The sequence below is a fragment of the Ereboglobus luteus genome, assembly GCF_003096195.1.
In the GTDB taxonomy this organism is placed as follows: Bacteria; Verrucomicrobiota; Verrucomicrobiia; order Opitutales; family Opitutaceae; genus Ereboglobus; species Ereboglobus luteus.
This window is the reverse complement of record NZ_CP023004.1, coordinates 3,041,149-3,055,651: the sequence shown is the minus strand read 5'-3', so window position 1 is coordinate 3,055,651 and position 14,503 is coordinate 3,041,149. Positions and strand designations below refer to the sequence as shown.

General features: G+C 58.6%; 9 protein-coding genes, 2 tRNA genes, 1 other RNA gene and 1 pseudogene. 5 read left to right on the top strand and 8 right to left on the bottom strand.

All coding sequences use genetic code 11. The features are described from left to right. Positions 1-117: 117 nt before the first annotated feature. The 4 genes from CKA38_RS11100 to CKA38_RS11085 all read right to left on the bottom strand — a co-directional run bounded on the left by CKA38_RS11100 (position 118) and on the right by CKA38_RS11085 (position 5,116). A complete protein-coding gene (locus tag CKA38_RS11100; protein ID WP_108825539.1) occupies positions 118-1,146 on the bottom strand; it encodes a Gfo/Idh/MocA family protein in 1,029 nt (342 codons plus the stop codon). 188 nt (positions 1,147-1,334) lie between these two features. Further along, positions 1,335-2,192 (bottom strand): sugar phosphate isomerase/epimerase family protein, encoded by an 858-nt coding sequence (locus tag CKA38_RS11095; RefSeq protein ID WP_108825538.1) that lies wholly within the window; start codon positions 2,190-2,192, stop codon positions 1,335-1,337. Positions 2,193-2,345: 153 nt separating this feature from the next. Continuing rightward, the gene (locus CKA38_RS11090) at positions 2,346-3,719 is read right to left on the bottom strand and encodes a Gfo/Idh/MocA family oxidoreductase (RefSeq protein WP_108825537.1); all 1,374 of its coding nucleotides are present in this window, start codon (positions 3,717-3,719) and stop codon (positions 2,346-2,348) included. A 44-nt stretch (positions 3,720-3,763) separates the two neighbouring features. Next, the gene (locus CKA38_RS11085; RefSeq protein ID WP_108825536.1) at positions 3,764-5,116 is read right to left on the bottom strand and encodes a 3-keto-disaccharide hydrolase; all 1,353 of its coding nucleotides are present in this window, start codon (positions 5,114-5,116) and stop codon (positions 3,764-3,766) included. A 495-nt stretch (positions 5,117-5,611) separates the two neighbouring features. Here CKA38_RS11085 and CKA38_RS11080 point away from each other — a divergent pair, with 495 nt between their 5' ends. The 4 genes from CKA38_RS11080 (at position 5,612) to CKA38_RS11065 (ending at position 9,936) form a co-directional block, all read left to right on the top strand. Beyond that, positions 5,612-6,895 (top strand): MFS transporter, encoded by a 1,284-nt coding sequence (locus tag CKA38_RS11080; RefSeq protein ID WP_108825535.1) that lies wholly within the window; start codon positions 5,612-5,614, stop codon positions 6,893-6,895. A gap of 94 nt (positions 6,896-6,989) precedes the next feature. Beyond that, positions 6,990-7,472, top strand: an RNA gene (gene rnpB / locus CKA38_RS11075) — RNase P RNA component class A. Positions 7,473-7,757: 285 nt separating this feature from the next. Further along, complete coding sequence (locus CKA38_RS11070) at positions 7,758-9,635, top strand: tagaturonate epimerase family protein (protein ID WP_108825534.1); 1,878 nt, start codon at positions 7,758-7,760, stop codon at positions 9,633-9,635. Positions 9,636-9,862: 227 nt separating this feature from the next. Further along, positions 9,863-9,936: transfer RNA gene (locus CKA38_RS11065), tRNA-Gly, on the top strand. Between the two features lie 532 nt (positions 9,937-10,468). Here the strand turns inward: CKA38_RS11065 and CKA38_RS15465 are convergent. The 3 genes and pseudogenes from CKA38_RS15465 to CKA38_RS11050 form a co-directional block, all read right to left on the bottom strand. Beyond that, a complete protein-coding gene (locus CKA38_RS15465; RefSeq protein WP_152032822.1) occupies positions 10,469-10,957 on the bottom strand; it encodes a hypothetical protein in 489 nt (162 codons plus the stop codon). 159 nt (positions 10,958-11,116) lie between these two features. After that, positions 11,117-11,374 carry a hypothetical protein gene (locus tag CKA38_RS11055; RefSeq protein ID WP_236919003.1) on the bottom strand — a complete coding sequence of 86 codons (258 nt, stop codon included), beginning with the start codon at positions 11,372-11,374 and terminating at the stop codon, positions 11,117-11,119. Positions 11,375-11,805: 431 nt separating this feature from the next. Continuing rightward, positions 11,806-12,495: pseudogene (locus CKA38_RS11050) on the bottom strand (helix-turn-helix domain-containing protein); the annotation flags it as partial. Between the two features lie 239 nt (positions 12,496-12,734). Here CKA38_RS11050 and CKA38_RS11045 point away from each other — a divergent pair. Then, a tRNA-Leu gene (locus CKA38_RS11045) sits at positions 12,735-12,819 on the top strand. Positions 12,820-13,265: 446 nt separating this feature from the next. On the opposite strand, the gene CKA38_RS11035 is transcribed toward CKA38_RS11045, so the two are convergent. Next, the gene (locus CKA38_RS11035; protein WP_108825529.1) at positions 13,266-14,354 is read right to left on the bottom strand and encodes a hypothetical protein; all 1,089 of its coding nucleotides are present in this window, start codon (positions 14,352-14,354) and stop codon (positions 13,266-13,268) included. Positions 14,355-14,503: the final 149 nt, after the last annotated feature.

Here is a 14,503-nt window from a genome sequence, read left to right as displayed (position 1 = left end):
AAGAAAAGCTCTTAAAGGAACAATGCGCGATGATGGATTGGAGGCAATCCAAGAGTCGCCAAACAAAAAGGGCGTCGCGAGCGACGCCCCTACGGGTGGGGTTTGCGCGGTTTTGTGTCAGGCGAGTTTTACGCAGCGGGATTGGCGGACGGAGCGTTCCTCGGCTTCGCAGGTTTGGAGCGTGGCGACGGCATCGGTGACAGTGACCGCTTCCGGGGCTACGCCGCGCGCGAGGCAGTCCGCGAAGTAACGGATTTCCGCATCGTAACCGTCGGTGCCGCGGGGCTTGATGACGCGCGTTTTTTTGCCGATGGCGTCAATATGCCACGCGCCTCCGTTTGTCAGGTCGCAGGTGAGCGTCGCGCGCTCGAAGTTGAGCGTGAAGCCCATGTTGAAGGCGCCTTGGTGCAACCAGGTGCCGGTGGCGGATACCGCCGGGCCCTTGGGATATTGGTATTGGGTGACGATGTGGTTGATCGCGCCGTTGGGACCGGTGACGCCACTCGAAAAAACCGACGCGGGTCGCCCGAAAAGGTAATGGACAAAATCGGTGTCGTGAATGTGCAGGTCGTAAAGCGCGCCGCCTGCCGCCGCGGTGGAATAGGTTTGCGCGGCGTTCCAGCCGGGCATTTGCGACACGCGACGGAAGCTGGCGGTCAGCAGGCGTCCGTGGGTGTTTTTGGCGATGAGCTCCTTGAGTTCGCGCCAGCCGGGCCAGAAGCGCATGCACATGGCGGGCATCAGGAAACCGCGCGATTTTTTCGCGACTTGAAGGATTTTTTTTGTCTCCGCCGAGGTGGACGCGAGCGGTTTTTCGCAGAGCACATGGCGGCCCGCGCGCAACGCGGCGATGACTTGCGCGGGATGCAACGCGGTGGGCGTGCAGATGTCGATGACGTCAACGCCGGGCGCTTCGAGCAGCGCGTCGAATTCGCGGAAGCTGCGCACCTTGGCGCCGAGGTGGATGTCGTCGGAGCGCTTGATGTTGCCGGAGACTCCGCGCAGCACGCCGTTCTCGGGCTGGCGAATCGCGTCGCACACGGCGACGATGCGCGCGTTGCGGACTTTCTGCCAGGCGCGCAGATGAGTGACTCCCATGAAGCCGAGACCGACCACGGCGACGTTAATGTGTTTTTGTTTTTTCATGTGTAGATTTTTGAAGAATGTTTTTTAACCGCAGATTTCACTGATCAAAAGAAATGGCCGCAAAGAGGCGCGAAGAGATTGGATGTTTTGGCGATTGATTCCAATTCCCCCCGAAGCTTTGGTAGGGCGAACCCTCCGGGTGAGCCGAAACGGCGAACGGCTCACCCGGAGGGTTCGCCCTACCTTGGTTATTTATTGCCTAAATATTTCGCGAGCAGCTCGCGGGCGGTGCGGATGTCGGCGACGCGTTGCGCGCCGGCTTCGCGTTCGATGACGAGGTCGCCGGTGTAGTTGAGCGAGGCGAGTTTTTCGAGGAAGCGCGGCCAGTCCACGGCGCCCTCCCCCGCCGCGACTTCCTCGCCCCATTCGCCGGCGGTTTTGGCGTAGCGGGCGTCCTTGATGTGGATTTGGCGCAGCCACGGCGCGAGCACGTCGAGCGCGTCAATCGGGTCGCCCTTGCCGTAGAGAATCATGTTGGCGGGATCAAAGTTCACGCCGGTGTTTTTGTTGTTCAGCGCGGTCAAAAATTCCGCGAGCTCGGCGGCGGTTTCCTGGCCGGTTTCGAGGCCGAGGGCGATGCCGTGCGAGGCGAAAAGGTTCGCGACGGCGGCGACGCGGGAGATCATTTTTTCGAATCCGGTCTTGTCCTCCTGGTGCGGGAAAAATCCGGCGTGGAGCGTGATGAGCGGAATGCGGAGTTGCGCGGCGATGGCGGCGCATTTGCCGAAGTTTTCGAGGTTTTGCGCCCATGTGCCGTCGGGCGCGATGCCGCCGGTGACGCGAATGCTTTCGAGCGTCGAGTAATCCTCGCCGACGCAACGCACCATGCCGGAGACGAGTGCGATTTTGTTCTGCGCAAATACGGCGGCGCAATCGCGCCATGCGTCGGGCGAGACATGCAACGGGTCGAGGTCGAGTTGCACGCGAGTCGCGCCGGTGAGCGCGAGCTTGTCGAGCAGGTCGCGCAAGTTTGCGGGTTCGAGCGACCATGAGCAAACGGCGATGCGTTCGGCGGCGTTGGTGGAGGGAGCGGTTTCTGTGGACATGGTTGGGTTTTGGCGGAATTAAGGAATTTTCGTGTGGTAATTTTGCGACGTAGGGGCGCACCTGGCGTGCGCCCTCGTATGCGAATGACTGTTCGCACACGTTCGCACAAAGCGGGCTGGCACGAGGGCGCACGCCAAGTGCGCCCCCACAAGTCAGAGCCCGGCGACTTCCCAGCCTTTGCGGTAGGGACGGCGGACGTGGCGGTTGGCGGCGGCGAGGTCGAAGCGCAGCGCGGGGCTGTCCCACTTGAGCGTCGTCTGCGGGAAGCGGGAGGCGATGCCGCCGAGGAGCACGGCCTCGGTGAGCGGGCCGGCGTAATCAAAATGCGTGGTGGTTTTGCCGTTGCCGCGGCACGCATCGATGAACTGCTTCCAGTGGTTTGCGCCACGTTCGCGCGGCAGTTGGAAGTCGGCGAACTTCACCGAGGGATAGAGCGAGAGGCGCGAGTAGTGCGGGAGCAGGAGCGCGCCTTTTTCGCCGACAAATATCGAGCCGTTGTTGGGCAGTTTGTTGTCCTTGAGCTTGTCGAGCTCGATGAGGGAGGTGACCTCGGCGGGCGGCCTCTCGGTGCCGTCATACCAGTGGAGGCGCATCGTGTCGCCGGCAGTGTAACGCGTCTTGGCGAAGGTGTAGATGGCGCGGGCGTTGAGCGCCCAGTTGCCGTGCTCGGAGAGCGGTCCCTCGGAGCGAACGGAAATGGGCGCGGCAAGATCGAGGCCCTTGAAGACGGGATCGAAAATGTGACAGGCCATGTCGCCGAGCGTGCCGGTGCCGAAGTCGAGGCGTTTGCGCCAGTTTTTCGGATGATAATAATCGGGGCCGATGTAGGGGCGCGCCTCGCGGACGCCGAGCCAGCAATCCCAATCGAGACCCGCGGGCACGGGATCGGTGCGGGTGGGCATCGGGGTGTCGTCGCCCCAGGTTTTATAGCACCAGGAATGCACTTCGCGGACCTTGCCGATGGCGCCTTCGCGGAGCGTTTTCACTGCGATGCGATAGTGGGCGTTGGAATGAATTTGGATGCCCATTTGCGTGACGAGTTTTTTCTCGCGGGCGATCTCGGCCATGCGGCGCACTTCGTGGAGTTCGTGCGCGAGTGGTTTTTCAACGTAGGCGTGGATACCGCGCTGCATGGCGCTCACGGCGATGGCCGCGTGCATGTGGTCGGGCGTGGACACGTTGATCGTGTCGATTTGCGAGCCCATTGCGTCGAGCATTTTGCGCCAGTCGCGGAAAACGCGCGCGTTCGGATGAGCCTCCTTGGCCTTGGCCAGGAATTTTTCGTCCACATCGCAGAGGGCGACGATGTCGAGGTTGTCGCAACCAGCGATTTGCACGAGATCCTGCCAGCCCATGTGGCCCACGCCGACGGCGGCGTGGCGGATTCGCATGGAGGGCGTGTTCGCAAAGAGGTTTCGTGTGATGAACGGCGCTGTGGCGGCCGCGGCGCCGAGCATTTTCAAGAACGAACGGCGCGTGTGCGGCGCGAGGGCGAAGGGCGAGGTGGAGCGGGATTTTGTATTCATGTGTGAATGGGTAAACAGGTGGACGAAAAAATTGTGGTGGTTGTTTATTTCAGCCGCTTGATGGCGATTTCGCGGAAGGCGACGGGATCGTTGTGCCCGGCGAATCCGAAGTGACCTTTTTCGACATCCTTGCCGGGATGCTGCTTGTTGTCCATGAACTCGGTGACGGTCGAAAGATCGGCGTTGAGAATGGGCGTTCCGTTCAGCTCGACCATGATTGTCGAGCCGACAACGGTGACTTCCTGATAATTCCACTCGCCGAGGGGACGCTGGTAGCCGCGATGCGCCGCGACCATGCCGTAGGCGGAACCGTGCACCTGAAGTTTTTTGAGCTTCTTGCCGGTATTCTTTTCGTAATTGTCGTCGAGGATCTGGCTCTCGCACATGCCGGCATAAGCGGGATTGCCCTTGCCGGGATAACGAATCGCGAGGCCGTTGTTTCCGCCGGGAGGAAGTTTAAAATCCAACTGCGCCACGAAATCCGAATACTCGGCCTTCGTGTAAAGTGTGCCTCCTTTTTTCGGCTGCCAGGTGATCACGCCATTCTCCGCGCGCACGGCGTCGATCGCGCCCGCCCAGCCGTCGAGGTTTTTGCCATTGAAAATGGGCGAGAAACCGACGCCGCTTCGTTTGCGCAAAATCGAGATGGCTTCGGCTCCGGGGATTTCGCGGATGAAGACATCGCGCCAGCGGATTTCCGAGCCGTGTGTTTGGAGTTGGATGGGGCCGCGCGGCGGAATCGGGGCGCGCTCAGCCTTCGGGAGCTTGCGGTCGTAATAGTTGTCCATGATGGCGCCGTCCACGGTGAGCTGGTGGTTGAGCCAGACCCACACGCGCGAACCGACCATGATGACGCGCAGGTGACTCCATTCGCCGAACGGCTTGTCGGCGAGCACGAGCGGGAAGCGGCCCGGCGAGCCCTTGAAGTTGTTCCAAAGCGCGCCGGATCCCTTGTCCGCGCCGTTCTTCAGCTCCTTCGGATTGGTGTAATCCCAAATCTGCACCTGCGGGCATCCGCGCAAGTAAACGCCGCTGTCGCCGAGCGGAAGCGCCTTGTATTCGAGAAGCAGCTCGAAGTCGCCGTAATACTTGTCGGTGGTGAGAAAGAGTCCCTTGCCGTCGTTGACGAGCTCGCCGTTGTCGACGCTCCAGTGCGCGCGAATGTCGTCCAGGCTGGCGTCGCGTTTTTGCGCGAATTCGTCGGCGGACATGGCCATGTATTTGCGCGGGTCCTCGGTCTTCGCGCCCCACCAACCGTCGAGGTCGCGGCCGTTAAACAGTGCCGTGAAGCCGGGCGGCGGCTCGGCGGCGAATCCCGCAGAGGAAAGCAAAACCGCAAACAAGGCGGTTGCGGCAAATACAGACTTGAGACAACAGGCTGAAGGTTGGGTGCGCATAGGGAAAAAATAGGGTTCAATTCGATTACGGCATGATTAATGTTTCCGACAAGAACATCTTAAAAGAATAATTATTCCATGCCATTTGCGCCGTATTTTGCGCTCACCTTCAAAAGATTTTTTCAACCATTCTTGGGATGCTCCAAAACAAAAGCTGATGAAACCTGTCGCCAACTGCAGAGGTATGTCGTCCGATTTCCCCCATGGTTTACCTCAAATGAAACATGCGACATTGTTATTCAGGTCGGATATTTTGGTTGGCGAGTAGGACACTCATGCGCATGAACACGCGCACCCAAAAGCCTTGGTGTTCACGGTTGGAATAAGGGATCACACACCACAGCACCACGCATATTTATGCCGCATTTATTTTGATTCCAAAGATTGACCTGAAACGGATGCGTATTCATAGATTCGCATCTGTTTTCTGGCTCTTGCGTCCTCAATTCCAAGGACACCAACCCTCAACCAACCAATATTGCAGCGTTATCAAATATGACCTCCTCATCCGCTTCCGCGAAACCCTCGGCCGGCGCGCTTCCGGTATTATCAGCCATGATGTTTCTCCAGTTTTTTGTCTGGGGCGCTTGGTATGTGCCCGTGACGGGCTGGCTCAATGACTTGGGACTTGGCGGCCTGACCGTCTGGGTTTTCAGCGTGTGCCCGATCGCGGCGATTGTCTCGCCCATCTTTTTGGGCATGATCGCGGACCGTTTTTTCGCGTCGCAAAAAGTGCTCGGCATACTGCACCTCATCGGGGCGGTCTTCATGTTTTTGATTCCGATGATGATCACGAAGGAGTCGGTGGCGGGAACCGCGCCGACGAGCTTCTGGCATCCGTGTGTGTTGTTGATGCTGGGCCATGCGTTGTGCTACATGCCCACGCTGGCGCTTAGCAGCTCGGTGGCCCTGGCGCATCTCACAAGCGTCGAAAAACAATTCCCCATCGTCCGCGTCTCCGGCACCATCGGCTGGATCATCGCGGGGCTGGTTGTTTCGATGCTTCTTCCGGGCGGCGACAAATCGCCCTGGCAGTTTTATCTCGTCGGCATCGCCGGCGTCGCCCTCGGCTTCATGAGCTTTGCGCTTCCCAGCACGCCCCCGCCGCTCGCCGGCAAGAAGGTCAGCGTGGGGCAGTTGCTCGGCCTCGACGCAATCTCGCTGCTCAAAAATCCGCAGTTCGCGCTCTTCATGCTTTGCTCGCTGCTTATCTGCATTCCGCTTTCGGGTTACTACCAACAAGCGCGCAACTTCGTCGATTTCTCCGGTCTGGCCGACCCCGCGTTCAAGATGACCTTCGGGCAAATGTCGGAAGTGTTCTTCATGGCAATCATGCCCCTGATCATCGTCCGACTGGGCGTGAAAAAGATGCTCCTCTTCGGAATGCTCGCGTGGGTGGCCCGCTACGGATTGTTCGCCCTCGGCGCGCCCGAAAAAGTGGCATGGATGGTCATCGGCGGCATTCTCCTCCACGGCATCTGCTACGACTTCTTCTTCGTGGCCGGACAGATTTATGTGGACAAGGACACCCCGCATGAAGTCCGCGGACAGGCGCAGAGCTTCTTCGTTCTTATCACGCAAGGCGTCGGCATGTTGATCGGCGCGCAAGCCATCAACTGGCTCGTTGGAAAAAACACCACCACGGAAATCGTCGGCGGAGTCGAAGTCGTAACCAAGAATTGGCAGCAAATCTGGTTCTGGCCCGCGATGTTCGCCGCGGTGATCGCCCTAATCTTCTTTGTGTTCTTCAAGGAGAAAAAAGCGGCGGGAGCCAAATAACACGCGCAAAACACACATCTGAATCAAAACGCGCCCCGGGGCCGCAATCGTGATTGCGTTGCCGGGGCGCGTTTGCATTGTCTGCACTCCTTAGCTTTGGAGCCAGATCGTCGCTCCGAGTTCTTTGATCTCAGAGAGGAAAGTCCGGACACCACAGGGCAGGACTCCCGGCAAGAAAAGTTGTCGCGCCGACCCGGTGCGCGCCGCCGCAAGGCTGCGCCCGCGCCGATCGGACACGCCTCCGCTCAAGCCGGGGCAACACGGGCCACATCCCGCGTTGACGGACAGTGTCACAGAAAACAAGTAGCCGCGCGCCAAGTCGAAAGACCGCGCGCGCGGTCATAGTGAAAAGGTGGTGTAAGAGACCACCGCGCCCCGCCGCAAGGCGGGCGGCACGAAAAACCCAATCCGGTGCAAGGCAAAATAGGCGGCTGGACGGCCCGTCCCACAGTCGCGGGTATGCCGCATCGCGTCGCAAGACGCGGAAGTCGCGCAAGCGGCTTAGAGAAATGACGGTCATGGCGCAAATCTTCGGACGCGCGCCTTACATAATCCGGCTTACCGGCTCCAAAGCTAATCAATTTTAATCCCCCAAAAAAAACTCCAAACGCCGCGGACAACAATGCGTTGCGCGGCATAAAACCGCATAGCGAGGAAAATACCGGCGGCCCCGGGAAGGAGCGGAATCATGCGCTCCGCCGCACCACAATCCGGCGCGGGATGCCTTTGCGACAAGACGCGGCAAAAACTTTTTTTTGCACTCGCTACCGTCTTAAATTTCGTAAATGTTCTCGTGTCCGTTTTTCAAAAACCCTAGGTATTCAGTCCTTTTTCCAATCAACCCAAAACAACAAAAAACACCATGATCTCCACAACCTCGATCAACCAGTTCCTCCTCAAAAACAACCTCCGCATTGCCAATAACCCCTGCGTGTCGCCCGACTTCTGCCTCGACTGGCCCGCGCTGGCCGCAAAACTCGCCAACGCCTCGCCCGACGTGAAGGCCTACCCGAAAAGCGTTTTTGAAACCGAGGCCGGACAATGGATATTACTTGAGGACGTGACCGGTGATTGCGCGTGGAAACTCACCCCCATCGCCGAACTCGGTGCCGACGCCGTGAAAGTGCTCGCCGAGGGAGTCGCCCTCAACGAGGGCGCAGTCGCCTTCCCCGCCTCTTTCGCAAACCTCCTTCGCATCAAAAACCTCATTCAGGAGCACAACCCCGAATCGACCATTTTTCCCACCGCGTCGCAACGCCTCGGACAAAGCACGCTCGGCATCGGCGCGCGCTTCACCACGCTGCACTGGCCCGCGGTCGAGTGGGCCATGAGCGCGCTCGAAGTCGGCATGACGGCCAACCAAAACTCCATCCCGCGCGAACTCGTTTACGACGTGAACTCGATGCTTGAAGGCAAACTCGACACCGTCCCCTTCCCCTTCATCGGCACCAACGTCCCCGAAGGCCACCAAGGCCAGTCCGTCGAGGGCATGAGCCACGGCTGCGTGATCTCCAAACTCAAAACCGGTTTCCACAAACGCGGCATCGCGTGGAGCTTCAACGCCGACCACCAGCCCATCGGCGGCAAATTCGACGTGCGCGAAGACCAACTCGTGCGCGGATGCGTGCTCGCCAGCTACATCACCTTCGACATCTCGCCCGAGCTCGCCCTCACAAAAGCCCCCGACGACGCCCGCGCCTGGGTCGCCGAAAACATGGCGCCCGAACTCGTCGAAAAAGTGAAAACACGCGTTGCCGCCGCCGGCCTCCAACTCGACGAGGAAGCGCTCGCCAAGCTCCTCGCCTACGTCTGGCCCGCGATGAAAAAAATGAAAGTGCGCGACGAAAAATACCGCATCGCCCGCGAGCAACTCTTCGCAACCAAGGAAGGCTGCGCCTACCTCCGCGAACTCTCCATCGACGAACTCCCCGGACTCACCACGCCCGAAACCACCGCCATCATGCTCGCCCTCTGCGAAGCGATGGGAATGACAATCAACTTCGTCGCCCCCGCATTCGGCTTCCAGAAAAACATGCCCTACCCCGACAACACCGCGCTCAAGGCGCTCATCGAAAAGCAGTGGAACGTCTGCAAACAATTCGGCGTTAGCATCGGCTTCCATTCCGGCTCCGGCAAGTCCGCTGAAAACTACCAAGTCATGGGCGCAGTCACCGGCAGCTGCCTCGAAATCAAAACCAGCGGACGCTACACCTACGAAATGGGTCGAGCCCTCTACGCCTCAAAGAACCCCGCCGACCAGGCACTCTGGAAAGACTGGTATCAATTCACAGTCGAGCTCGCCGTCAAAGGCGCGTTCGCGACCGACGCAACCGAACAAAAAATGGCGCGCAGCTTCATCGTCGACGCCCTCGAAAAATCCGGCAAACCCACCGACGTCTTCGCCAACGAGGCCGCCACCCGCGCCGCGATTGACTCGCTCACACCAAGCCCCGAGCACATGTTCTGGTTCGAATACAACTTCCTCCATGTCCTTGCCGGCGGCGGCAAGGCGGAAAAAACCGCGCTCGGCGATCACTCGCCCGCCGGTTACCAGCAACGCGCCCGCTTCTATTCGGTGAGCGACGAAGGCCTGCTCAACTACTCGAAAAACGTGGCCAGCTACATCGTATTTCTCGCCGAAAACACAGCCCTGGCCTCGAAGGACCGCTGTGCAGCCGCGCTCAAGCAACTCGAATCCTACACGACGCTCGACCAAATGCTCGGCGACATCAGCCGCTGAGCACACGACATTCCCATTCGCCAAGCGTTTGACTCGCCCCCTTCTTTCGAGTGAGGAAACTGTGTTGCGCGCCGGTTTCGTGCAACACATCCAATCAATCCAACTTTCGCTTGGGCTGTGCGTTCGCTTGGATGCGTGTGGAATCGTCTATCCGAGCAAGACGAAATCCAAAGCGAAAGCTTGACCACTGGCGCGAACACGAAATTATCAACGCAAGATTTTCCCACGCGGCTGTAGTTTAGTGGTAAAACTCCTGCCTTCCAAGCAGGTCTCGTCGGTTCGATTCCGTCCAGCCGCACCATCTTGATAATCAATAACTTAAGTTTTGAGAAATGGCTAGTGGGAACGCCTAGTGGGAACAAGTGCCCCAAGATGCTGGATTGTTTCAGGTTGTTTTATTTCGCGGGACGGGGTCGGAAAACAACAAGCCCGCCCCACCGGATGGCAGGACGGGCCGTGTTTCTTGATTCACTTGTGAGCGCGCCGTGTAAGTCTGCCGCTGTGAATGCGAACACGCAACATCGCGTATTTCGGGCTCGCCTTCCATCTAAGCAAATCGCTTTTCCTCCAGCGAAAGCGCGCACGATTTCCAGTCGGGAAAACCCCATTGTCGCGCGCCGCATCGCGGAAGCACGCATGGGAAGATTTCGAGTATCCCATGAATTCCGCGGCCTCCGCCGTCGAAATCTCCACGTCCGACTCATCGGCGTCAGGCGCGTGGTCATTGCACAGCGCATCGACGGCGTGCCGCAATAGGCGCATCTCCTCAACAAGATCGGTGCGGAGTGCATGAATCTCGTTAATTATCATATCAAGTGGCGTCTTCGATACACTCATGCCCCACCGTCCTTTCGTGCGCTATGCCGACAAACATGCGTGAAGCCGACAAGTTCGCTACTGCGATCTTCAGGGACTCTGCGTTGCACAATCAATTCGATCAGGGCGGAGTTATAGCAATCCAGCTCAGCTTGCGAATGGTCATTCCCTCCATGCGCAATCTCAGATAAAGCCAACGATGCCAGCATGTCGCTGGGAGTGGCTCGCAACACGGCAGCAAAACGGCGGATGAGGCGAGCTTGTTGCGGACTCATCCTCACGGTGAAGGATTCCAGACGGCGTTTACGCGGCGTCCCTTTTGATTTGCCGGGCTTTGGCGGGGCGGGGCGAGATTGCACATGAGCGGAAGGAGCGGATGCCTTAAAAGGCTCTGGTTGGCGGCGTGATGCCTTGGCGGCATCTCCGGTGTTTGAAACGCTTGCGGGCGTGTTCTTGGTGGTGGGGCGGACGCTGGCGCGTTCCCCGATCGAGGTTTTGTTTTTCATTGCGACTGGTTTTGTTGCGCGCGGCGTTGGCGTTTCACGGCCTCTTCCGCGCGGTTATGAAAGACCCCATGCCAAGCGATGGGTGAAACTTGGGTGCCAGTCGTGACACCCTCCACCGCCCAGCATGGGGCGATGTGCGACTCTGTTTTGGTAGGCGTTTCACGGCCTGCCGCGAACGAAGCGCAGGCGGGGCGGGGCTGGCAAGGCGAAAGATCGGTCAGTGACGCGCTCCTTCGACGCGGCGCGCTCCCACGCGGCGTCTAAGTCGGCTATGCGGTAGTTCGCACGCCCCCCGACGATTGCGAACGGAATGCGCATCTCGCGTGCCCAGATGCGAAACATGCGTCCCTGCACGTCGGCAAAACCAAGGTAGCGCGCGGCCGCTCCGTCGCCGTGTATGTAGGCCGGTTTCACCATGTGGTGAGGCTTGGCGAACGGCATGACGCGCTTGCGCTGATGGATTGATTGTTCTGGATGTGATTTGATGTTGTTCATCCCGCCGATCATGCACGGCATGCCAATTCCGCAAGTAAAGGCTGTAGCTGGAATATGCTAACATGTGCAAAGACTTGCGACAGTGTGTTGGCGGAGCTTGGCGTCCTGTTTCATGGTGGGGCGTCGACTTTATATCATCGAGAGTGAAATAGGAGAATCGAAGGCTGCATCATCTTCCTATGTGAAACCCCTTGAGATGCAGACTTAGGATTCTTCTCACAACACAAGACGCAACAACCTCCGATCTATACCGCAACCTGATTAAATAATCGGTTGATCTCAAGTAAAAACGGGCATAGCACACAAGCGGCTCGATCCGCGTCGTGCCGACAACCTCGACGTAATGAAGGGAAGATGCGCAACACTCCCATGCCGCCTTCCTCGTGGAGCGGCAGCACGCGTTCGTTGAGCAGGTCGACCGCGGGAAGCGGTGTTTTTGTTGTGTAGAGTTTGGCGCAGGCGACTTTGCTGTAAGCGTCGATGTAGGTTTGCTGGTAGATACGCCCGACTCCTTTGATGGTGCCCACGTAGAAGGTGTCCTGGCAGCCGAGATATCCGGGGTGCGCGCTTTCTATCTCGTTGTCGATCACATCGTCGGCGGCCTTGCGTTCCAAGGCGACGACTTGCGCCTCGGTGAGCACCGCGCCGGTTTTGGCAATGTGCGCCTCAAGTGCCTTGAGTCGCAGCTTGAAGGTTTGCAGCTCATGTCGCAGCCATACCGAGCGCACTCCGCCCGCCGAGATTATTAGGCCTTTCTGACGCAGTTCATTGGCCACTCGCACTTGTCCGAGCGCGGGATTGTCCAATGCCAGTTCGCAGATGCGTTTCTCGATGCGCTCGTCCACCCGGTTTTTGTGGTTCGGCACACGCCGGTTCTTGTCGATCAACGCTTCCACGCCTCCCTCCTGCACCGCATTTTTATAGCGGTAGAAGGTGTCGCGGCTCAGCCCCATCACCTGGCAGGCCTTCGATACGTTGTTGAGTTCTTCGGCCAGCTTGAGCAGGCCGACTTTGTTGCGGATTATTTTTTCGTTGAGGTTCATTTTTTTCGGATTTTTGCGCGAAGCCCCCATGGGGGCTTCCTTCGCTTGGGTCTTCTGGTTTGTCGTTCACTCTGAAGTCCCATGGGGCTTCCCTCAACTGTCAGATCTCATCCTGCCTACTACAGTTCAGTGTTGTCGTATGCTGATTAGAAACGCAAAAAGGCGCGCGCATTAAAACACTGAAATTCTATGCTTGCCGCGCGTTCGACAGCAGTGTGTCTTTTGCAGTTTCCCAAGTCGCCCAGATGGTGGAATTGGTAGACACGCAGGTCTCAGAAGCCTGTGCCTAACCGCATGGGGGTTCGAGTCCCCCTCTGGGCACCACTTAACTAATTTTAAAACAATGAGTTAAGCCTAACCCAACCTGGTTCGAAAATAATTCCGGCGAGTTTGAGAAAAACACGAGGTTGAGCCGTTTTGCCTGCAATGGCCCAGTTTGAGTGATGCAGAAGTCGGTGATGATTAGCTCTCGATAGGTGCCACCTGCTGTTTTGTTAATTCCCTTCGCTCTTTCGATGTGCTTGTCCGCAACGTCTTTTCTATATGTCAGTCCCATCTTCTTGAGAACCCAGTTAATCGCCTGCGGTGTGCACTTCACTCCGAGCGCCGCCTTCAATTCCTCCAACGTGCCATCGGGCGCGGCGCATTTTCGCAATGCGGCGCGCGGGGGCCCGACAATCGGGTCGATGTTGACAAGGAACAGGGACGCGGAGCCAGGGCACTTGCAAATGCGCGGCCCCGAGTCCCCCACCCTTTTTGCTCCGCGTGTGTCAGAGTTTGGAAATATGTTTTTTGATGATCGCCATGCTGGCGTCGGGATCGTCGCAGGAACGCGGGTAATAATAACAAAAGAGATTGTCCCAGTCTTGCGCGAGGACTTCGGGGAGGCGGCGGTCCATGATCGGGTTGCTCGTCGCGGGCATTGCGTGGTTCTCAATCAGGGCAAAGGTATCGCGTCCGTGGCGGCGGGCGGTTTCGATAAAGCGCGCGCTGTTGTCAACGAGGCATTTTTTGGCGGGCGCATTGCGGTCGCTGTCATCCGCGCCTTTGTCGGCAAGCGCCCACGGGCGGCCGTCGCAACCGAAGGCGTTGAGGTCGGACTGGTCGGCAAGGTCCTCGATTTCCTCCTGCTTGAGCGTGGCGTAGGTGAACATCGACATGTAGCAGCCGGGCGAGTGTTTTTTAATGACGGCGTTGAGGCGCGCGAAGAACTTTGCGAAGGCCTGGCGGTGCGGGCGGACGTCCTTCGGAATCGTGCCGCCGAAGGCGGTTTTGGCGGCGGGGCTGTAGTCGAGGATGTTGTAGGCCTTGGGTTCGTCCCAGATGATTCCCTCGACGGGCCATTGGTCGAGCACGCGCCGGAGCATTTTGGTGTAGCGGTCGAAGGTGTAGGGGTGATGGATGCTCGCGTAGGGGCCGAATCCGCCCATGATGGGTTTGCCGTTTTCACGACGAGCCCAGCAATCGGGATTCTTGCCGGTGAAGGTGCAGGGAACTTTGCCGGCCCCGGCGATGAGGTTGCCCCAGCGGCTGGGAATCACCCAGATTTTGATGCCGACGCGGTGCGCCTCGGCGCTGATTCGGTCAATGTTTTCGCGCGCGGAGGCGAGATCCTGCTCCTGCACGCCGATGACCAGCGTGTTGATGCCCGCGTCGCGCAACCACTCCATGTCCTCGCGAACGTGCCGGGGAACGAGCGTGTAGAGGTGCGCGCGAAAATAAAACGCGCCGATGTTTTTCGGTCGGCGACGGGTCGCGGCCGGAGCGGCGGCGGAAAGCGCCGAAAGGCTGAAGGGCTGAAGGGCCGAGATGCCGGCGGCGGCTGCGGTGGCGGTGAGGAAGGTGCGGCGAGTGAGCATGGTGAGCGAGATTTAAGGTTTAAGGTTATGGTTATTGGTTAGTGGAAATTATGACGGCTTGGTTTTAACCACGGAGTTCACTGAGGAACACGGAGGAGGATTTTTAACCGCAAATGAACGCGAATAGGCGCGAATGCAGAAAAGGGATG